Source organism: Cupriavidus sp. SIMBA_020, from assembly GCF_046535395.1.
Lineage (GTDB): Bacteria > Pseudomonadota > Gammaproteobacteria > Burkholderiales > Burkholderiaceae > Cupriavidus > Cupriavidus campinensis.
On sequence record NZ_JAWRWU010000009.1, the window covers coordinates 123,429 to 144,159 of the forward strand.

The following is a 20,731-nucleotide window of genomic DNA, read 5'->3' on the forward strand; positions in this document are numbered from 1 at the left end:
AGCATACGCCACTTTCTTGGGGTTCCCCATTTTCCGCTGCTAGGATAATTCGAGTTCACACCACGTCAAGGCGGAGACCGATGTCCAGCGCCCGTTGTCATTGGTTGACGCCCTTCGCCGCAGGACTCCTGTGGCTGGCACCCCTTGCCGCACATGGCCAGGAAGTGCTGCTGCTCGGCGGCTTCTACACCCACCCGCCAATCCAGGCCGACGACGACCGTAGCTACGCCTATGCCTACGTCTATCAGCAAAACCTGACGGAGCACTGGTACGCCAGCTATACCTACCTGAACGAGGGCCATATCACCGGCCATCACCGCGACGGGCACAGTGCCCAGCTCTGGTGGCGCTACCTCGCGCTGGACAGGCAGTTGGCGCTCTCGCTGGGCGCCGGCCCCTATCTCTATTTCGACACCACCAGCCACCAGCCCGATGGCAGCTACGAAAACCAGCACGGCGTCGGGGTGTTGGCCAGCGCGGCGGCCACCTGGTACGTCGGGGGCCCCTGGATGTTGCAGGTGCGCTTTAACCGGACGTGGCAGACCTCGGGCTTCCAGTCCAACACGCTCCTCCTTGGCGTGGGCTATCAGCTCGACCGCGACCACCTGCCAGGGCCCGTCGTGGGATCGGCTTCCCGCGGCAAAGACGCCACGCCCAACGAACTGACCGTCCTGCTGGGTGGCGTTGTCGTCAACGACTTCGATTCGGACATGGTCTTTGGCGGTGCGCTCGAATATCGGCGCCAGCTTTGGCGTTATGTGGAAGGGACGGTCAGCTACCTCGACGAAGGCAGCGCCAACGCCGTCCGGCGCCGGGGCGTGGCATCGCAGGCCTGGGTATCCGGGGCCTTCCTGGGAGACCGGCTGACGCTGGGTTTCGGTGCCGGGCCTTACTACGCGACCAGCCTGCAGGTCAGCGGCCCCGGCGCGGACCCCTCGCCGTCCCATTGGGCCGGCCTGTTGACGCTGTCCACGAGCTACCGGGTCGGTGATCACTGGCTGGCACGCCTGTCATGGAACCGAACCCTGACCGGATACAACCGCGATACGGACATGTTCCTCGCCGGGCTCGGCTACCGCTTCTGACGGCTTCTTATGGCTTCTGACTGTTCCTGACGGCGGCTGACGGCGGCTGACCGCCCCAACCATCATAGTGAACCCGCCACCTCGGCGACCAGGGTCCGCAGCCACATGTGCGCCGGGTCCTGCCGATAGCGCACGTGCCATGCCATGTGCAGCGGAAACGTTCCGAGGTCGACCGGCGCAGGCACTACTTTCAGGCGCGGGTCGTGGGCCAGGCGTCGGCAAATTAGTTGGGGGAGCGTAGCGCAGTAGTCGGTGGCCGCGACAATCTCGGAGATGGTCGCGAAGTGCGTGACCGACACCACCACTTCACGCTTGAGCCCCTGACGGTCCAGGGCCTGGAAGAGGCCGGCGCGCAGGCGGCCCGGGGGCAGCACGTTGACGTGCTTCAGTCGCTCGTACTGCGCCTTCGTGATCCGGCTGTCGATCGTCGGATGATCAGCGCGCACCACGCAGGCCAGGCCATCGTCCGCAATGTGTTGTACGACGAGATTGTCTGGCGCATCGCTGATCCGGCCCAGCACCATCGCGGTGGTGCCTGAGGTCACGCCCGTCTCGGCGAGGTCGGTGCCGAAGGGCAGCGTGCGCAGTTGAATGCCTGGCGCGAGCACGCTCAGCCGGGCGACCAGCGCGGGCACCAGCACAAACTCCACGTAGCTGTTCGGGGCGATCGTGACGACCTCATCGGCGCGCGACGGGTCGAAGTCCCGCTGCCCCAGCACCACCGTGTCCATCGCAGCCAGCGCCTGGGTCAGCGCGGGTGCGAGTTGCTCGGCCTTCGCGGTGGGCCGCATGCCATAGCGCTCACGGATGAACAGCGGGTCCTGCAGCACGATGCGCAGGCGCGACAGTGCGTTGGAAAGCGCCGCTTGCGTCATGCCCAGGCGGTCGGCGGCGCGGGTCACGCTGCGCTCCTCCATCAGCGCCACGAAGATCGGCAACAGGTTCAGGTCGTACCGCATCCGGACATATATCGTCGTCAATAAAACTGAATTATAGGAAATAAATTGGATGAATCACTGGCTACCGCCGATCATTCGCTCATACCACCACCGAAACGGAGAGCACCATGTCCCTCAAGAACCTCATCCCCGGCCACCTGGGCTTCGGCACCGCACCGCTGGGCAACATGTTCCGCGCCATTCCCGAAGCCGAGGCGCAGGCGACCGTCGATGCCGCCTGGCAGGACGGCATCCGCTTCTTCGACACCGCGCCGTTCTACGGCGCCGGCCTGGCGGAAGCGCGCCTGGGCGACGCGCTGGCCGGCCGCGACCGCGACAGCGTCGTGCTGGCCACCAAGGTCGGGCGCCTGGTCCTGGACGAGGTGGAGGACGTCTCCGCCCGTGACCTGGGCGAGAAGGGCGACGTGTTCCGGCACGGCCGCGCCAACCGGATCGTCAACGACTACTCCGAGGCGGCGACGCTGCGCTCGATCGAGGACAGCCTGCAGCGCCTGAAGACCGACCGGCTCGACATCGTGTGGGTGCACGATGTTGCGCAGGACTTCTACGGTGACGAGTGGCTCGGCGTGTTCGAGACCGCACGCAAGGGGGCCTTCAAGGCGCTGGACCGGCTGCGTGACGAAGGCGTGATCCGCGCCTGGGGACTGGGCGTGAACCGGGTCGAGCCCATTGAGCTGCTGCTCGACCTGCAGGGCCCGCGGCCGGACGGCTTCCTGCTCGCCGGCCGCTACACGCTGCTGGACCATTCGCGGGCCCTGCAGCGGGTGATGCCGCAGGTGGCCGCCCGCGGCCTGGGCATCGTGGTCGGCGGACCCTACAGCTCCGGCGCGCTGGTCGGCGGCCCCAACTTCGAGTACGCCCCGGCGACGCCGGCGATCCTGGACCGGGTGCAGGCGATCAAGGCAATCGCCGATCGCCACGGCGTGACCATGAAGGCGGCCGGCCTGCAGTTCTCGCTGGCTCATCCGGCCGTGGCAGCCGTGATCCCCGGCGCCAGCCGGCCGGAACGCATCGCCGAAGACCGCGCCGCTTTGGCGGCCCAGGTGCCGGCCGACTTCTGGCGCGAACTGCGCCAGGCCGGACTGGTGCATCCGGATGCACCGCTGCCGCATGGCGTCTGACACCCTGTCTTGAACCACCGCCCGGGAGAACCGCCATGCACAACCAAGCCTACGAACCCCAGTGCAACTCGACGAAGACGCACTGCACCGACGCCCGCCAGATCAGCCGCAGGACCTTGACGCTGCTGGCACTGGCACTCGGCACCTTCTCGATCGGTACGTCCGAATTCGCCAGCATGGGCCTGCTCCAGCAGTTTGCCGCGGGCCTGGAACTCGACCTGACCACCGCCACGCACGCCATCGAGGCCTATGCCCTGGGCGTGGTGCTGGGCGGCCCCGCCGTCACGATCCTGGCCGCCAAGCTGAACCGCAAGCACCTGTTGCTGGCCTTGATGGGGGTCTTCGTGCTGGGCAATGTGCTGTCGTCGGTGGCAACCGGCCTGGTCAGCTTCACGCTGGCGCGCTTCCTGAGCGGCATTCCGCAAGGGGCCTACTTCGGCGCGGGCGCCGTGGTGGCCTCCTACATCGTCGGGCCGGGTCAGGGTGGGCGGGCCTTTGCGCTGGTGATGACGGGCCTGACCGTCGCCACCATCGTGGGGTCGCCGCTGGCCACGCTGATGGGCCAGACCCTTGGCTGGCGCAATGCCTATCTGGCCGTGTCGGCACTGGGCCTGTTGTCGCTGGTGGCGCTATGGGCCTGGGTGCCGCGCTCCAGCGCGCTGGACGGCGGGCCGGTGCTGCAGGAGCTTCGGGCCCTGAACTCCCCGGCCGTCTGGGCGATGGTGGCCGTGGCCGCCCTGGGCGTGGCCAGCATCTTCGCCGTCTACACCTTTATTGGCCCCTTCGTCACCGACGGCGCCCGGCTCGGCGAGCACTGGATTCCGATTGCGCTGGCCCTCTTCGGCGTCGGCATGACGCTGGGCAACGTCCTCGGCGGCTGGCTGGCCGACCGTCATCCCACGCGGGGCGTGGCAGCCGGCTTCGGCAGCGCGCTGGTCGCCATGGCGCTGCTGGCGATGGGCGGCCAGAACGCCGGTGTCCTGATGGCGGGCCTGTTTGCGGTGGGCGCAACGATGATGGTGGCGATCCCGACCATCCAGGTCCGGCTCACCCAGGCCGCTCCGGATGCGCCGACGCTGATGGGCGCAATGAACCTGGCGGCGCTCAACGTGGCCAACGCCATTGGCGCGTGGACGGGCGGGCAGGCCATCGCGCAGGGCCACGGGCTGCTGTCAGCCGTGTGGGCCGGCTTTGCCCTGACGCTGGCCGGTCTTGTGTGGTTCCTGCGGATTTCCCGCAAGCAATCTCACCAAACGATTGACGCCACTACGCAGGCCGTATCGTAAAAATAAAATCCACTTCTATCGACGCGCCTTTTGGCAATTGCAGTACACCAACAGACGAGCGAGTGTGTATGCCGACGTCGCCCAGCACCGAATACAGGACGTCGGATGCGCCGTCGGCCACTTCGCTCTGCATCGTGAAGTCTGGCGCGCTGCGCACAAATACGGTGATGCGCGGCACCGCCTGGATGGCGTCGAGCGTTCCGCAGCTTTTTTTGATGAGGGACAGGGCACGCAGCGTCGAAGTCCCTGCTGCACGGCGCGCCTCGTCGAGCGAAATGGATTCGCCCACTACGCCAACGAAGCGCACCGTTTCTCCAACTCGCGGGATTTGGCCAGCAACGTAGGCTACGTTGCCATCAACCAAAACAGGTGTGTACTTTCCACCGATCTTGATTTCCTCGTCCGGATCAAATCCGAATTCCGCCGCGATCTGCCGCAGCTTGTCATCTCTTGTCATAGGCACCTTCACCGACGCTGTCGAAAGGGTAAAGCGTAATCGATTGCGCTGCGTTTGTCTGAGACGACGCTTGGTCCCCACCCCTCTCTGCAACGTGATAGACCGTCGGCTCTCCCGCCAGGTATGCCTCCAACCCGGCCATGAACGTCTGATGGTCTTCGCTCGGTTCGAAACCCAGCCGATGATCCTCGAGCGAGGACCATCGTACGATGAGGTTGAAGACTTCGGGCGTTTCAATGCCCTGTGCAAGCAGATGGCCGCCATAGCCCTTCGCCCGGGCGAGCAGCGGCGCGACCCTGGCGAACGCATCGGTAAACGTGTCGAGGTGTTCCTTGCGGACGGGCAGCAGGGCAATTTCGTAGATCATGCTGTTCCTTCAATGGCTCAGGCGTTTGCACGGTCGCGCTGCGCCAGCGGCCCAACCGCAATCGCGATCTTTCCCTGCAGGCCGTTGTCGGAACGCTCGAGTCGGGCGTGGGCGAGGGGGATGTCGGCGAGGGAATAGACAGCGCCGACGTGCGGCCGCAGTTGGCCGCGCTCGACCAATGCGCTCAGTTCATCGAGCTTGCCGCGGTTCTGTCGTGTGAACACGAAGTGGTAGCTCGCGTTCTTGCCCCATGCCTGTATCACGTTCTGCGGCTGCGCGGTATCGACGATCGAGACAACGCGGCCGAGCTGGGCGAGGGCGTCGGGGCTGCGGGACAGCGTGTTGCCGCCGACGGTGTCGAGCACGACATCGACGCCTTGGCCGCCTGTCTCGCGCAGGATCGCGTCGACGTAATCCTCTTTCCGATAGTCGATGACCACGTCGGCCCCCAGGCGTCTTGCGAACTCGAAGTTGGCATCGCGTACGGTCGTGAATACCCGGGCGCCCATCGCCTTCGCGACCTGGATCGCGATATGGCCGACGCCGCCCGCCCCGCCGTGGATCAGGATGCTTTCTCCCACGCGCAGCGCCGCACGCGCGCCCAGCGCTTCCCACACCGTTCCGCCAACGAGGCTCAGGCTTGCCGCTTCGAGGTGGCTCAGGGACGCAGGCTTCTTCCCGACGATGTTCTCGGATGCAACGTGGTATTCGGCATAGCTTCCGGGGCCGTCGAAGATCTGCGGGGTGTACCAGACTTCGTCGCCGGGGGTGAAGGCCGTCACGCCGGGGCCGATGGCTTCGACGACGCCAGAGACGTCGTGGCCGGTAATGGCGGGCAGCGGCACCAGGTCGGCGTAGTCACCGCGCCGGACCTGATAGTCCAGGGGATTGATCGAGGTGGCCTCGACCCGGACCAGGACTTGTCCCGCCTGAGGCGCGGGCTTGGGTACGTCCCAAAGTGCGAACGCGTCAGGGCCGCCGAATGTTTTCAGTACCAGTGCTTTCATTGCGTTTCTCCGGTGTGTTTCGATAAAAAGGGATATCGGGAAATATCGATATAAAGAGGCAAAAAACAGGCAGGCAAAAAATCAAAGCTCCTTCCCGATGAGCTGGGTGAGAGCGCTGATGGCTGCTTCGTTCCGCTTGTAGTAGGTCCACTGTCCGATGCGCCGGACCTCGACCAGGCCCGCGCGTTGCAGGGTGGCAAGGTAATCCGACACCGTTGATTGCGACAGCCCGACCCCTTCCTGGATGCTGCTCACGCAAACGCCCACCGTGTGAACATCGCCCTCATCCTGGGGCGGGAAGTGCTTCACGGGGTCTTTCAGGCCGCGCAGGATCTCGAGCCGAGTCCGGTTCGAGAGGGCTTTGAAAATTTCGAGCAGGTCCATGACGGCAGTATATCGACATTTCCCGATATGTCAATGAAGGGTGCAGCCGGTGCCTGCTTCACCGCATTCGTCGTGCTGGGGCGGCCCGCCCTCAGCCCTCAACTTGCTCGCCGTTCTCCTCCGCACCCTCCTCCGCACCCTCCCCAAACCCCAACCAAACCACATGCCCGCGCACGTCCTCGGGCCATCCGGCGATCAACTCCCCCAAGCGGCCCCGCTCATCCGCAAACAGCGCCCGTGCCGCCTCCTCAAAACCCGGGAGATCCCCGGCCATTGCCGACATGAAGTGATACGCCCGCTCCCGTGCCGCGCGGCGATTGTCGCCATGCGCATTCGCGCGGCGTGCCTCTTCCACGAGCTTTCGCAGCGCCACGGATGCCCCGCCCGGCTGCTGGGCCAGCCAGTCCCAATGACGCGGCAATAGCGTGACCTCGCGCGCCACGACGCCGAGTTTCGGGCGGCCCCTGCCGCGCGGCGTGTCCGGGGTGTCGTCCTGATCGGCGGCGGCATCCCCGCCCTCCGGCTGGAACCGGGCGACGATCTCCGCATCGCTGCCGCGTGTGTCGATGTCGATGGTGCGCCCGGTGGCGTTGTCGAAGACCAGCACCGGGCCGCTGGCTTTCCCTTCCATTGCGCGCCTGACCGCCAGTGCGACCACGCCGAGCGGGCCGGAGGCGAGGCGTCGATGGCCCTCGAAGGCGATATGGGACGGAAGGATTTCAGTTGGATTCATGGTTTGCCCCTTGGTGATGGCCGCAATTTATACCCGGATAAAATTAAAGTCAATATTACCCGGGTATAAATTTGCCGCACCCCGCCATGGAATAACCGCCGGGTGCCCTGCGTTTACCGGGCATGTGGCCTCGCGTGAGGCCGCCGCCCTTCGCGAGGAGCCCCGTGCCCAGTCTTCCACGATCACCAAGATCCACCCTCCGGTTTGTCCTGCCGCTATTGGCCGCCCTTGCGCTGCCCGCCGTCGCGGCGCCGCCCGCCGGCCCTGACGGCGCCGCGTTCCTGGCGGAGAGCGATGCCGCCATGACGAAGATGATGGACGACATGGCGGTCAAGCCCAGCGGCAACGTCGACGAGGATTTCGTCGCGATGATGATTCCCCACCATCAGGGCGCCATCGACATGGCCATGGCCGAACTGCGCCACGGCAAGAACGAGCAGCTCCGGCGCATCGCGCAGGAAATCATCGTCGACCAGTTGCAGGAGATTGCCGCGATGCGGCTGGCGCTGGGGCAGCCCCTCCCGCCTTCCACGCCGGCGCCTACCCGGCCCGATCCGGTCCAACCAACGACCCAACCGGCGACCCAACCGACTCCCCCCAACCATTCCGCTCACGCGCACTGAATCGCCCCGACCATGACAAGACACGCCCTCAGGAACACCCTCTCCCTCATGCTGCTGCTCGGCGCGGCCGGCGCGGCCCTGGCCGGTCAGGCGCCAGGGTCTTCGGCGGCGCCAGACGTGCCTATCAGCCACCGGGACCGCCTCTACGCCGCGGAGCAGTTCTCGAATACGGTTTCCGTGACGGACCCGGCGGACAACCGGTTGCTGGGCGTCATCCGCCTGGGCGACCCCGCGCCCGGCAACTTCAGCCCGCTGTATCGCGGCCAGGTGCTGGTGCACGGCATGGGCTTCTCGCCGGATCACCGCACCCTGGCCGTTGTGTCGATCGGATCGAACTCGGTGTCGTTCATCGACACCGCCACCAATGCCGTCAAGCACGTCACCTATGTGGGACGGTCTCCGCACGAGGCGTTCTACACGCCGGACGGCAAGGAGGTCTGGGTCACCGTGCGCGGGGAGAACTACATCTCGGTGATCGACGCCGCCACGTTCCAGGAAAAGACCCGCATCACCGTGGCCGACGGCCCGGGCATGCAGATCTTCTCGCCCGATGGCAAGTACGGCTACATCTGCTCGTCGTTCAACCCGGAAACGGCGGTGGTCAGCGTGGCCGACCACCAGATCGTGGGGCGCGTGAAGCAGGAGAGCCCGTTCTGCCCGAACATCGCCGCCACGCCTGACGGCAGGCAGGTCTGGTTCACGCTCAAGGACATCGGCAAGGCCCAGGTGTTCGAGGCCCGCCCGCCCTTCCGCCTGATCAAGACGCTGGAGACGGGCCCGATCACCAACCACGTCAACTTCGCCCACACGGCGGCGGGCGACTTCGCCTATATCACGGTGGGCGGGCTGAATCAGGTCAAGGTGTTCCGGACTGACGACTTCTCCCAGGTGGCCACGATTCCGGTGGGGAGCCTGCCGCACGGCATCTGGCCCTCGGGCGACGGCACCCGCATCTACGTGGGGCTGGAGAACGCCGACCAGCTGACCGCCATCGACACCGCCACCAACCAGGTGGTGGCCAACGTGCCGGTCGGGCAGGCGCCGCAGGCCATCGCCTATGTGCCGAACGCCGTGCCCGAGGGCGACGGCACGCAGGGGCTCCAGCCGCTGGGGGTAGCCGGGCAGACCACGCAGCTGAAGCTGCATGGCGTCGTGAACGGCAAGCCGGTGGCCACCGACCATGCGCCGACCAGCGTCACGCTGTTCGACCAGGGGCTGCTCCAGGTCCTGCAGGCATCGGCCACCGGGCTGCAACCGAAGCATGCCTATGTGCTGGCGCTCGCCAGCCGCGCGGACGGCGGCGGCCCGCTGGAGCCGCTCGCCGCCTTCATGACGAATCCGGCCGGCTCGGCCATCGTCAACGCGATTGGCCCGATCCGGCAGGTGGTGCGGGACGATGCCGGGGCCGGCGCGCGCCGCTATCTCGTGATCGCCCCGTCGGAAAATGGCAAACCCGGCGCGCCTGTGCAGGTGCAGGCACTGTAGGCGGACAGCGGGACAGAGAGGCAGGGAAGGCGCGGCACGGATGATACAAATGGCACGACATTTGCGTACTACCCAGCAAATGCGTAGTACCCATCCCGGCCGCGCCCCACACTCCCAGAACAATGCCCCTTTCCGCCTCAACCCTCGTCCTTCGGGCCAAGCAGCTCGAGATCGAGGCCGTTCGCCTGATGGCAAGCCGTGTGGAGCTGGCCGACCTGATCGGCCAGCTGATCCACGCCTTGCAGCGTGAACGGGGGGCCAGCAGCATCTTCCTGGCCTCGGGTGGGCAACGGCTGGCGCAGGAGCGCCAGACGGCGATGGGCGAAGCGGTCCACATCGCGTCCCGGCTGGACGAGCGCTTTGCCAGCCAGCTGGAAGCGGGCCAGACAGGGCAGACAGGCACGGCGTCGATGGTGTCGTTGATGGCCTGGGTGCAGCTCGACCTGGCCACGCTGCCGGCGCTGCGCCACTCCATCGATCAATGCCAGACCACCGCGCACGACGCCGTGGCGGCATTCAGCCGCCTGATTGCCGCGCTGCTGGAGTTGATCTTCCATCTGGCCGATGTGGCCATGTACCCGGGCATCGCCCGGCCGCTGGTGGCCTTCGTCTACCTCGTGCAGGGCAAGGAAGCCGCCGGGCAGGAGCGGGCCGTCGGCGCGCAGATGTTCGCCTCCGGCACCTGCGCCGGCACCGCGCAGCAGCGCGTGCAGCAGTTGGTGGAAGCCCAGCAGCGCAGCTTCCAGATGTTCGAGCGCTTTGCCGATCCGACGCTGCTCGCGGCATGGCGGCAACGGCAGGCCAGCGCCGCGGTTGCCGCGCAGGACGGCATGCGCCGCACGCTGCTGACCACGCCGCCGGGCGCGGCGCTGGTTCACGATGACAGCGAGAAATGGTTCGAAGTGTGCAGCGAGGTCATCACCGGCATGTGGACGCTGGAGATGCAGGTGGTACAGGACCTGCGCAAGGCCTGCGAGGCGCAGATCCAGCGTTCCCAGGCCGATCTCCAGGATTCGGCCGGGCTGCTGCGCCAGCTGCTGGACAATCCGCCGCCCCATACCCATGCCGTCGAGCGATTTTTCGATGTGGCCGAGCAGCCCGCCGCCGCCCCGGTGCTGCCGGGCATGCCCGATGCCGCGAACGGGCCTGCCGACGTGCACGCCACCACGGTCACGTCGCTGGAGCGCCTGCTGCGCCAGCAGTCGGCACGGCTGGCCCAGACCGAAGTGGAACTCGATGCGGCCCGGCGCGCGCTCAAGGAGCGCAAGGTGATCGAGCGCGCCAAGAATGCGCTGATGGCCCGTATGGGGCTCAGCGAGGACGCCGCCTTCCGGGCCCTGCAGAAGGCGTCGATGGACAACAATCGCCGGCTGGCGGACATCGCCGAAGCCACCCTGTCCCTCACCGGCCTCGCCCTGCCCCCACAGGACGACGATCGGCACCAGGATTGAACCCGGCCACCCACGCGCACCAAAAGCGGGCGGGCCATGCACTACCAACGCCCCCGGGATCGTCACTCACCCCAACCCGGCCCCAACCCGGCCCCTTCCCGGCCCCACCCCGCGGCGGGCATGGAACCTGCGTTGCACTGACATCGGGCTGATGGCGGCCTGGAAGTACACCCCCCTGTAAAGCATCAAGGATGACGGCGTCCTGTCACGCGCCGGCCGTAGGCCGGGCGGACGGACGCCGTTTGTCATTTCCGAGCCAAACGAAGCAAACGAAGCAAACGAAGCAAACGGAGAGGAAATACACAATGGCCTATCTCGCCCCCACCGAGTTCGTCACCAAGATGGTCGATGCCGGAGAGTCCAAGCTGCTGATGTCCACGCGGGACACGCTGATCCGGTCCTATATGGCCGGCGCCATCCTGGCGCTGGCGGCGGCCTTCGCGGTGACCGTCACCGTCAACACCGGCAACGCGCTGGTTGGCGCACTGCTGTTCCCGGTCGGCTTCTGCATGCTGTACCTGATGGGCTTCGACCTGCTGACCGGCGTCTTCACGCTCGCGCCGCTGGCCGTGCTGGACCGCCGCCCGGGCGCCACCTGGGGCGGCGTCATGCGCAACTGGGGCCTGGTGTTCTGCGGCAACTTCGCCGGCGCCATCACCGTGGCGCTGTTCATGGCCATCATCTTCACCTTCGGGTTCTCCGAGGCCCCCAACGCCGTCGGCCAGAAGATCGGCCACATCGGCGAAGGCCGTACCGTGGGCTACGCCGCGCACGGCGCCGCCGGCATGCTGACGCTGTTCATCCGCGCCGTGATGTGCAACTGGATGGTCTCCACGGGCGTGGTGGCCGCCATGATGTCGACCTCGGTGTCCGGCAAGGTCATCGGCATGTGGATGCCCATCCTCGTGTTCTTCTACATGGGCTTCGAGCACTCCATCGTGAACATGTTCCTGTTCCCGTCGGGCCTGATGCTGGGCGGCAACTTCACGATCATGGACTACCTGATCTGGAATGAAATCCCCACCGTGCTGGGCAACCTGGTAGGCGGCCTGACCTTCGTGGGCGCCACGCTCTACAGCACGCACTACAAGACGGCCAGCAAGCGCGCGCTGGGCTGATCGTTATCCGGCATCGAGGCGACCACGCCATGTCCGGCGGGCTCCAGGTCAGCGTTGGCCAACATTCCGACGCTGGCCGGAAGGCGGTCAACCAGGACTTTCATGGCGTGGCCCACCCCGTCGGCCACCACCGCGTGACCAAGGGCGTCGCGCTGGCGCTGGCGGACGGCATCAGCAGCAGCGCGGTGAGCCAGATCGCCAGCGCTGCCGCCGTCCGCACCTTCCTCGAGGACTACTACTGCACGTCCGAAGCCTGGACCGTGCGGCGGGCGGCGCAGTGCGTGCTGGCCGCCGTCAACTCCTGGCTCCACGCCCAGAGCCGGCACAGCGAGGCCCGCTTCGACCGCGATCGCGGCTACGTCTGCACCTTCAGCGCGCTGATCTTCAAGGCGCGGGAGGCCCACCTGCTGCACGTGGGCGACGCGCGCGTCTATCGGCTGCATCGGCATACGCTGGAGCAGCTTACCGTCGATCACCGGATCTGCGTATCGGCCTCCGAGGCCTATCTGGGCCGGGCGCTGGGCGCGAGCCCGTCTGTCGAGATCGACTACCGCACGTGGGGCGTGGAGCCCGGCGAGGTCTACCTGCTGGCCACCGATGGCGCCTATGAATACCTGGAAGCCGCCGATATCCACCAGGCCCTGACCGCCAGCGGCGACGATCTGGACCGCGCCGCGCAGGCGCTCACGGCGCTGGCCCTGGCGCGCGGCAGCCAGGACAACGTCACGCTGCTGCTGGCCCGTGTCGACGCCCTGCCGGAACCCGGCGCCCGCAACGCGATGGCGCAGACCCGGCACCTGACCCTGCCGCCGCCGCTGGCGCCCCGCATGCAGTTCGAGGGCTACACCATCGTCCGGGCCCTGCACGGCAGCGCCCGCAGCCACGTACATCTGGCAGTCGACGACCACAGCGGGCAACACGTGGCGCTGAAAACGCCCGCCGTGGATCAACGCGACGACCCGGCCCATCTGGAGGGCTTCCTGCTCGAGGAATGGGTCGCCCGGCGCATCGACAACCAGCACGTCCTGCGTCCCCACGCGGCGGACCGGCCCCGCAAGCACCTGTTCGTGGCGATGGAGTACCTGGAGGGCCAGACGCTCGCGCAATGGATGATCGATCATCCCCTGCCCGACCTGGACGCCGTGCGCGGCATCATCGCCCAGCTGGCCACCGGGCTGCAGGCGTTCCACCGGCGCGAGATGCTGCACCAGGATCTCCGCCCCGAGAACGTCATGATCGACCGCTCGGGCACCGTCAAGATCATCGATTTCGGCTCGGTCCACGTGGCGGGGCTGGCCGAGGCCACACGCCCGCCCCACTCGGCCATGCCGGTCGGTACGCTGCAATACACCGCGCCGGAATACTTTGTCGGCGATGACGGCACGGCGGCGTCCGACCTGTTCTCGCTGGCCACCCTGGCCTACCAGATGCTGACCGGCAAGCTGCCCTACGGCCTGCAAGTCACGCGCATCCGCGACCGCGCCGACGTCCGGCGCCTGCGCTACACCAGCCTGCGCGAGCAGCGCCCGGAACTCCCGGCCTGGGTCGACCACGCCCTGCGGCGCGCCCTGCACCCCAACGCCCTGAAGCGGCACGAAGCCCTGTCGGAGTTCGTCCAGGCATTGCGGGCGCCCAGCGAGCCGCTCTGGCAACGGGCAACGCCGCCACTGCTGGAACGGAACCCGCTGCGGTTCTGGCAAACGCTGGCGGCGCTACTGGGGGTGGCGGTGGTCGTTCTGCTGGGGCTGCGGGTAATAGGAATGTGATGTCGCATCGTAATTCTTGACTAAACGTTCCAGAATTACTACATTCCCTCCATGGCCCGACCCAAAGCATTCAACAAGGACGAAGCGCTCGATGCCGCGATTGGCGTGTTCCGCGAACACGGCTTTGCGGGGACGTCGGCCGGCATGCTGACGGACGCGATGAAAATCGGCCGGCAGAGCCTCTACGACACCTTCCACGACAAGTGGGACCTCTACCGCGCGGCGGTGCAGCGCTATGCCGAGACGGAAATCCACGCGCATCTCGCCACGCTGCGCAGCCAGCCCAAGGCGCGCGATGGCATCCAGCGCCTGATCGCGCGCGTGGTGGCTGACGCGCACACGCCGTGCCTGGGCGTTGGCTCGATCTGCGAGTTCGGGCACGGGCGCGCGGACCTGACGCAGATTCATCACGATGCCGCGCGCGTGCTGGAGGATGCCCTGACCGCCCGGATCAAGGAAGCCCAGGCCGACGGCGACATCGCCCCGGATCTGGATCCGAAACACGTGGCCGGGTTCGTGAGCGCGAACATTGCCGGTATCCGGATCGCGGCCCGTAGCGGGGCCAGCGCAGGCGATTTGCAGGCGCTGGGCAACCTCGCGCTGCGGGTGCTGGCGTGAGCCGTTTTTTTCTCCATTTTGGAACGATCGTTCAATAAATAAGGTAACGACATGAAAGCTGTACTGCTGCATCACCCCGATGGGCTCGCCTATGGCGACGTACCCACCCCCACGCCGGCCAAGGGCGAGGTGCTGGTCGAAGTTGCCGTGGCTGGCGTGAACTTCATGGACATTGGCGTCCGGCGCGGCCAATTCTGGCTGGAGATGCCTTACCCGAAGGGGATGGGCGTGGAAGGAGCCGGACGGGTCGTGGCCGTTGGCGAAGGCGTCGTGGACTTCCGGCCCGGCCAGCGCGTGGCCTGGGCCTATGGCCCCGGCAGCTATGCCGAGATGGTGGTCATGCCGGCTACCTCGCTGGTGCCGCTGCCCGACGCCATCGACGATCGCGCGGCCGCCTCCGTGATGATGGCGGGGCTCACCGCCAGCCACTTCGCCACCGAGTTCTATCCGGTGCAGCCGGGCGACATCGCCCTCGTGCACGCGGCCGCCGGCGGGGTTGGCCTGCTCTTGACGCAGATCATCAAGCTGCGGGGCGGCACGGTCATTGGCCGCGTCTCGTCGGAGAGCAAGGCGGAGATCGCCCGGCGTACCGGCGCCGACCATGTCATCGTGGACACCGCCGGGGAGTTTGCCGAAGCGGCCGTGCGGCTGTCGGGCGGCGAAGGCGTGCACGTGGTCTATGACGGCTCCGGCCCGGCCACCTTCCAGGGTTCGCTCGATGCGCTCCGGGTTGCCGGCACGTTCTGCTGGTACGGGCCGGTGCTCGGCGGCCCCGGCACGCTGGACATCATGAGCCTGCCGAAGAGCATCAAGCTGGGCTACGCGGTATTCGCCCATCACGTGCGCACGCCCGAATTGCTGCGCGCGCGGGCGGCCCGGCTGTTCCAGTGGATGATCGAGGGGAAATTGCACCCGAGTATCGGGCAGGTTTATCCGCTGGCGGAGGCTGCAACGGCCCTCGCCCAGATGGAGAGCCGGGCTTCGGCGGGAAAATTGCTGCTGATTCCGTAAAAAAACCCGCCAGGCCTTGCGGCCGGGCGGGAAATCGCTTCCACGGGAAGGACGGCGAAAGCATTAACGCACCGGTTAGCCCACGGGTTAGCGCACGGATTTGAATGCCGCGCGGAGTTCCTCGGCAAACAGTTGCGGCTGCTCCCAGGCGGCGAAATGCCCGCCCTTGGCGGTCTGGTGGTAGTACATCAGCGACGGGTAGGCCTGCTTGCTCCAGCTTTCCGGCGCGCGGTAAATCTCGTGCGGAAATACGCTGATCGCCACCGGCACCTTGATCTCGCGCGTCTTCTGCGCGTCGGCGCTGAAGTTGTTGTTATTGTTTTCCCAATAGAAACGCGAGGAAGACGCGCCCGTATTGGTCAGCCAGTACAGCGTGATGTCGTTCAGGATGGCGTCGCGGGACACCACGCGCTCGGGCACGCCGCCGCTGTCGCTCCATTGCGCGATTTTCTCGTAGGTCCAGGCGGCCAGGCCCAGCGGAGAATCCGAGAGCGCGTAGCCAATGGTCTGCGGCCGCGTCACCATCATCGCGCCGTAGGCGGCGTTGCGGCCGAAGAAGGTGCTCAGCGACTGGTAGGCATCGCGCTCCGGGGCGGTCAGTTCCGAAGGCGCCGGATCGCCGCTGAGAATCGACTTCATCAGCGGACCCGGCACGGTGGCGGGCATATTCAGATGGATGGCCAGCAAGCCTTTCGGCGCCTGCCGGGCGAGCGCGTCGGAAATCACCGAGCCATGGTCGCCACCCTGTGACACATAGTGCGTATAACCCAGCCGCTTCATCAGGACATCCCACGCGCGCGCGGTGCGGTCCGGCCCCCAGCCCAGTTCGGTGGGCTTGCCGGAAAAGCCATAGCCGGGAATCGACGGAATCACGACATCGAACGCGTCATCCGGCGAGCCGCCATAGGCCGTCGGGTCGGTCAGCGGGCCAATGGTCTTGGTGAACTCGAAAATCGAGCCCGGCCAGCCGTGCGTCAGGATGACCGGCAGCGCGTTGGGGTGGCGCGAGCGGACGTGGATGAAATGAATATCCACCCCGTCGATGGTCGTGACGAATTGGGGCAGCGCATTCAGCTCTTTCTCGGCCTTGCGCCAGTCATATTGGGATCCCCAATATTTGACGAGTTCCTGCACCCGCGCGGTCTGGATGCCCTGGGATTCGTCGCTCACGGTTTCCTTGTCAGGCCAGCGCGTGGCGGCAATCCGCTTGCGCAAATCGTCGAGCTGGCGCTGGGGCACATGCACCTTGAACGGACGAATACTCTCGTCGGTGCTCGCGCGCTGCGCGGCAGCCGCCTTCGGCGCCGGGTCGGCGGCAAATACGGGTTGCATGGCGCCGGCAAAACCAATGGCCGCGAGCATTGCCGCGCCTGAAATGGCCCGGCGGGCCAATGCGAATTGCCGAACGGATGGGGTAACGGATTGAGTGACAGATTGGGTAACGGCATGGGACATACAGATTCTCCTGGTTGATTCGCCCACTGCAACGAAACTTGCACGAACCCACGCAGTGTGGCGGCCAAGTAGCGGCTCAACGTGTCGCCAATGCACGGTTTTGGCTCGCCATGTATCCTCACGCGGCCAGATACATTGCGATACAGAGTCAGATGGATGGCGAGCCGGCCGGCTGCTATAACAGACCCGAAAATCGGCACCGGTTTTCCTTCGTCCCTCCTCCTCAAGATCAAGAAAAAAGTGATGAACTTCGAATCATTCGCTTCCCCCGCCTTTTTCGAGAATCCATACCCGCTGTACGACCAGATCCGCAACGCGGGCGCCCTGCTGCCGCTCGGGCCCAACATCTTTGTTACCGGCCAGTTCACGGTGATCGATGCCCTGCTGCGCGACCGCCGCATGGGCAAGACTTACCTCCAGAGCGTGCAGGCGCGCTACGGCGAAGCCGCCACGCAAGACCCGGTGTTCCAGGCGCTGAGCCGTACCTTCCTGATGATGAATCCGCCGGCGCATACCCGGCTGCGCGCGCTGCTCATGCAGGCGTTCAACCGCAAGCAGGTGGAGGGGCTGCGCGAGATTGTCGAGGCCACCACGCAGGGGCTGCTCGACCGCATCGGCGACAAACTCGGCGACAACCCCGAATTCGACCTGATTGCGGATTTCGCCTTGCCGCTGCCGGTGGAGATCATCTGCCGGCTGCTGAATATCCCGGCCGCTGACGGCGTGGCACTCGGCACGGCCGCCAGCCGGCTGGCCTCCGCGCTCGACCTCGCACCGCTCAACGCCACCCAACTCGCGGCGGCGAACGAGGCGGCGCTTGAGCTGGAGGCGTATTTCCAGCGCGTGGTGGCGCAGCGGCGCGCGCATCCCGGCGAGGATCTGATCTCCAGCCTGCTCGGCGCGGAGGACAACGGCGCCACCCTGAGCGAGGCCGAGATCATCTCCAACGTGATCCTGCTGTTCGTGGCCGGCCATGAAACCACCTCGAACATGATCGGCAACAGCATGATTGCGCTGTTCCGGGCGCCCGCCGAACTGGCGCGCCTGAAGGCGCAGTTGTCCGACACCGCAGCGGTCTCGCAAGCCGTGGCCGAATGCCTGCGCTATGACGGCGCGGTGCAGATGGTGGTGCGCACGGCGTTCGAGGAGGTCGCCGTGGCAGACGTGACCGTCCCGCGCGGCAGCATCGTCTTCATGCTGATTGGCGCCGCCAACCGCGATCCGGCCGTGTACAGCGACCCAGACCGCCTCGACCTCTCCCGCGACGCCGTGCCCTCGCTCGCCTTCGGCGGCGGCATTCACTACTGCCTCGGCACCCGGCTGGCCACGCTCGAACTCGAATCGGCCATTGCGGGCGTACTCACCCGCTTCCCGGCCTTGCATCCGGTTGACCTGGATCAACTCTCCTGGCACCGCCGCAATAACCTGCGCGGCGTGGCGACGCTGAAGGTTCGCGCGCGGTAAGCGAGGGGGCGGTCCCACAGGGCTGTGGGGTATCCTTGCGTGTTCCTTGCGCACCTATCCCCAGCCATCATGACCACGCCAAATACTCCCCCCGACATCCGCCTGACCAGCTTTTCCCACGGGGGCGGATGCGGCTGCAAGATCGCGCCGGGGGTGCTGTCCGAGATCCTGCGCAGCAGTGGCGGGCTGCCGATGCCGCCGGAGTTGCTGGTCGGCATCGAGACCGCCGATGACGCGGCGGTCTACCAGCTGAACGACGATCAGGCGCTGATCGCGACCACGGATTTCTTCATGCCGATTGTCGACGACCCGTTCGACTTCGGCCGCATTGCCGCCACCAATGCCATCAGCGACGTCTACGCCATGGGCGGACGGCCGATCATGGCGCTGGCGCTGGTGGCGATGCCGGTCAACCAGCTGCCGGTGGAGGTGATCGGCCAGGTGATGGCAGGCGGTCAGGCGGTGTGCCGCGCGGCTGGTATCCCGATTGCGGGCGGGCACACCATCGACTCGGTCGAGCCGATCTACGGGCTGGTGGTGATGGGCCTCGCGCATCCGTCGAAGATCCGCCGCAACCGCGACGCCCGCGCCGGCGACGTGCTCGTGCTCGGCAAGCCGCTCGGCGTGGGCGTGCTGTCCGCCGCGCTGAAGAAGGGCCAGCTTGCCGATGACGGCTACGCGCGGCTGATCGACACCACCACGCGCCTGAACACCCCCGGCATGGCCCTCGCGGCGCTGGATGGCGTGCATGCGCTGACCGATGTGACCGGCTTCGGCATCGCCGGCCACACGCTGGAGCTGGCGCGCGGCGCCGGCCTGCGCGCGGTGCTGGACTGGTCCGCCCTGCCCCTGCTGCCCGGCGTGGCCGCGCTGGCCGGGCAGGGCCATGTCACCGGGGCGTCGCGCCGGAACTGGGAGGGCTATGGCGGCGAGGTGCAGATCGATGCCGGCCTGCCCGCCATCGCCCAGGCGCTGCTGACCGACCCGCAGACCAGCGGCGGCCTGCTGGTCAGTTGCGCGCCACAGGCGGTGGACGCCGTCCTGCGCATCTTCCGGGAACAGGGTTTCGGCGAGGCGGCCGTGGTCGGCCGCATGGAAGCCGGCGCGCCCGGCCTGGCGGTGCGCGCATGAAGCCAGTCGTCCGCGTGGAGGATCGGCACGCCTTCGATACGCTGATCGATGCCCGTTCGCCCGCCGAGTTCGCCATCGATCACATTCCCGGGGCCGTGAACTGCCCGGTGCTGGACAACGAGGAGCGCCGCATCGTCGGCACGCTCTACAAGCAGGCTGGCGCCTTCGAGGCGCGGCGGGTGGGTGGCGCGATGGTGGCGGCCAACCTTGCCCGCCATCTGCGCGAATCCTTCGCAGACCGCCCGGCGGGCTGGAAGCCGCTGGTCTATTGCTGGCGCGGCGGGCTGCGCAGCGGGTCGATGACGACCTGGCTGCGCATGGTCGGCTGGGACGCCCAGCAACTGGCCGGCGGCTACAAGTCCTGGCGCCGGCATGTGATCGACACCCTGGCCGTGCAGGCCCCGCTGCTGCCGCTGGTAGTGGTGTGCGGCGCCACGGGCAGCGCCAAGACACGGCTGCTGCACGCGCTGGCCGCGCAGGGCGAGCAAACCCTGGATCTGGAGGGGCTGGCGCGGCACAAGGGATCGCTGCTCGGCGCCGTGCCGGATCACCCCCAGCCCTCGCAGACCGCCTTCGAAACCGCCCTCGCGGCGGGGGTCGAAGGGCTGGATTTTTCGCGCCCTCTATATATAGAGGGCGAAGGCCCGCGCATCGGCCAGCTGAACCTGCCGGTGCCGCTGGTCGCCCGCATGCGCGCCGCGCCCTGCGTGGAGATCCAGGCGGCGCTGCCGGCGCGGCTGGACTTCCTGCTGCGGGACTACGCCTACCTCGGCGAGCGGCCGCAGTGGCTGGCGGACCAGCTCGCGCACCTCAAGCCGCTGCACGGCAAGGACACCATCACCGCGTGGCAGGCCATGGCCCATGCCGGCAACCTGCCCCAACTCTTCGCCGAACTGGCGACGCGGCACTACGACCCCGCCTACGCGCGCTCCCAGCGCAAGCACTTCTACGCCTGGGACCAGCGCTCCGTGATCCCGGCGGACGACCTGTCCCCCGAAGGGATTACAGCCCTGGCACGGGAGATCGCGGCGACGGAAGGGGGAACAGAAGCGGCAAAGCGAGCAAAACAGGGCGGATAAGCCACCGCCAGCAAGCCGGGCGAACTTCCTTCACAATAGCGCCCTGACGCCACACCGGAGCACGCTGGCAGCCCCGAGGCAGGACACAGATCCCGCCCGCCAGTGCGTGGTGATCCATAAATGCTTGCGAT

Annotated in this window: 20 protein-coding genes; 13 read left to right on the forward strand and 7 right to left on the reverse strand. The window is 66.9% G+C overall.

Going from position 1 to position 20,731, the window contains the following annotated elements:
- Window positions 1-80: 80 nt before the first annotated feature.
- Window positions 81-1,085 (forward strand): porin family protein, encoded by a 1,005-nt coding sequence (locus SB751_RS18265; RefSeq protein WP_144196444.1) that lies wholly within the window; start codon window positions 81-83, stop codon window positions 1,083-1,085.
- 62 nt (window positions 1,086-1,147) lie between these two features.
- Here the strand turns inward: SB751_RS18265 and SB751_RS18270 are convergent, their stop codons facing one another.
- The gene (locus tag SB751_RS18270; protein ID WP_144196777.1) at window positions 1,148-2,044 is read right to left on the reverse strand and encodes a LysR family transcriptional regulator; all 897 of its coding nucleotides are present in this window, start codon (window positions 2,042-2,044) and stop codon (window positions 1,148-1,150) included.
- 107 nt (window positions 2,045-2,151) lie between these two features.
- Here SB751_RS18270 and SB751_RS18275 point away from each other — a divergent pair, with 107 nt between their 5' ends.
- On the forward strand, window positions 2,152-3,165 hold the full coding sequence (locus tag SB751_RS18275) for an aldo/keto reductase (protein WP_144196443.1): 1,014 nt from the start codon (window positions 2,152-2,154) through the stop codon (window positions 3,163-3,165).
- 35 nt (window positions 3,166-3,200) lie between these two features.
- Window positions 3,201-4,451 (forward strand): MFS transporter, encoded by a 1,251-nt coding sequence (locus tag SB751_RS18280; RefSeq protein ID WP_144196442.1) that lies wholly within the window; start codon window positions 3,201-3,203, stop codon window positions 4,449-4,451.
- On the opposite strand, the gene SB751_RS18285 is transcribed toward SB751_RS18280, so the two are convergent.
- The 5 genes from SB751_RS18285 to SB751_RS18305 all read right to left on the reverse strand — a co-directional run bounded on the left by SB751_RS18285 (window position 4,432) and on the right by SB751_RS18305 (window position 7,399).
- Entirely contained in the window at window positions 4,432-4,908 is a 477-nt protein-coding gene (locus tag SB751_RS18285; protein ID WP_144196441.1) for a RidA family protein, read from the reverse strand. The genes SB751_RS18280 and SB751_RS18285 overlap by 20 nt on opposite strands.
- On the reverse strand, window positions 4,895-5,275 hold the full coding sequence (locus SB751_RS18290) for an antibiotic biosynthesis monooxygenase family protein (RefSeq protein WP_211943170.1): 381 nt from the start codon (window positions 5,273-5,275) through the stop codon (window positions 4,895-4,897). The genes SB751_RS18285 and SB751_RS18290 overlap by 14 nt, the downstream gene beginning before the upstream one ends.
- Before the next feature lie 17 nt (window positions 5,276-5,292).
- Window positions 5,293-6,282, reverse strand: coding sequence for a zinc-dependent alcohol dehydrogenase family protein (locus tag SB751_RS18295; protein WP_144196439.1), 990 nt, complete (start codon window positions 6,280-6,282; stop codon window positions 5,293-5,295).
- Between the two features lie 81 nt (window positions 6,283-6,363).
- Window positions 6,364-6,666: an ArsR/SmtB family transcription factor gene (locus SB751_RS18300; RefSeq protein ID WP_144196438.1), complete on the reverse strand. Its 303-nt coding sequence runs from the start codon at window positions 6,664-6,666 to the stop codon at window positions 6,364-6,366.
- Between the two features lie 91 nt (window positions 6,667-6,757).
- Window positions 6,758-7,399, reverse strand: coding sequence for a DUF2239 family protein (locus SB751_RS18305; protein ID WP_144196437.1), 642 nt, complete (start codon window positions 7,397-7,399; stop codon window positions 6,758-6,760).
- Window positions 7,400-7,563: 164 nt separating this feature from the next.
- Between SB751_RS18305 and SB751_RS18310 the strand changes: the two genes are divergently transcribed.
- From SB751_RS18310 to SB751_RS18340, 7 genes are all read left to right on the forward strand, one after another.
- The gene (locus tag SB751_RS18310; RefSeq protein ID WP_410748275.1) at window positions 7,564-8,022 is read left to right on the forward strand and encodes a DUF305 domain-containing protein; all 459 of its coding nucleotides are present in this window, start codon (window positions 7,564-7,566) and stop codon (window positions 8,020-8,022) included.
- Window positions 8,023-8,034: 12 nt separating this feature from the next.
- A complete protein-coding gene (locus tag SB751_RS18315; RefSeq protein WP_144196435.1) occupies window positions 8,035-9,507 on the forward strand; it encodes a YncE family protein in 1,473 nt (490 codons plus the stop codon).
- 122 nt (window positions 9,508-9,629) lie between these two features.
- The gene (locus tag SB751_RS18320; RefSeq protein ID WP_250025514.1) at window positions 9,630-10,958 is read left to right on the forward strand and encodes a nitrate- and nitrite sensing domain-containing protein; all 1,329 of its coding nucleotides are present in this window, start codon (window positions 9,630-9,632) and stop codon (window positions 10,956-10,958) included.
- Window positions 10,959-11,263: 305 nt separating this feature from the next.
- A complete protein-coding gene (locus SB751_RS18325; RefSeq protein ID WP_144196433.1) occupies window positions 11,264-12,076 on the forward strand; it encodes a formate/nitrite transporter family protein in 813 nt (270 codons plus the stop codon).
- 29 nt (window positions 12,077-12,105) lie between these two features.
- Entirely contained in the window at window positions 12,106-13,842 is a 1,737-nt protein-coding gene (locus SB751_RS18330; RefSeq protein ID WP_410748276.1) for a protein kinase domain-containing protein, read from the forward strand.
- Between the two features lie 51 nt (window positions 13,843-13,893).
- On the forward strand, window positions 13,894-14,460 hold the full coding sequence (locus SB751_RS18335) for a TetR/AcrR family transcriptional regulator (protein WP_144196431.1): 567 nt from the start codon (window positions 13,894-13,896) through the stop codon (window positions 14,458-14,460).
- 51 nt (window positions 14,461-14,511) lie between these two features.
- On the forward strand, window positions 14,512-15,471 hold the full coding sequence (locus SB751_RS18340; protein WP_144196430.1) for a quinone oxidoreductase family protein: 960 nt from the start codon (window positions 14,512-14,514) through the stop codon (window positions 15,469-15,471).
- Between the two features lie 87 nt (window positions 15,472-15,558).
- Here the strand turns inward: SB751_RS18340 and SB751_RS18345 are convergent, their stop codons facing one another.
- On the reverse strand, window positions 15,559-16,833 hold the full coding sequence (locus SB751_RS18345; protein ID WP_144196429.1) for an epoxide hydrolase family protein: 1,275 nt from the start codon (window positions 16,831-16,833) through the stop codon (window positions 15,559-15,561).
- A gap of 336 nt (window positions 16,834-17,169) precedes the next feature.
- On the opposite strand from SB751_RS18345, the gene SB751_RS18350 reads away from it, so the two are divergent.
- The 3 genes from SB751_RS18350 to mnmH all read left to right on the forward strand — a co-directional run bounded on the left by SB751_RS18350 (window position 17,170) and on the right by mnmH (window position 20,600).
- The gene (locus tag SB751_RS18350; protein WP_144196428.1) at window positions 17,170-18,390 is read left to right on the forward strand and encodes a cytochrome P450; all 1,221 of its coding nucleotides are present in this window, start codon (window positions 17,170-17,172) and stop codon (window positions 18,388-18,390) included.
- A 69-nt stretch (window positions 18,391-18,459) separates the two neighbouring features.
- Entirely contained in the window at window positions 18,460-19,521 is a 1,062-nt protein-coding gene (gene selD / locus SB751_RS18355) for a selenide, water dikinase SelD (RefSeq protein WP_144196427.1), read from the forward strand.
- A complete protein-coding gene (gene mnmH / locus SB751_RS18360) occupies window positions 19,518-20,600 on the forward strand; it encodes a tRNA 2-selenouridine(34) synthase MnmH (RefSeq protein WP_144196426.1) in 1,083 nt (360 codons plus the stop codon). The genes selD and mnmH overlap by 4 nt, the downstream gene beginning before the upstream one ends.
- Window positions 20,601-20,731 lie beyond the last annotated feature (131 nt).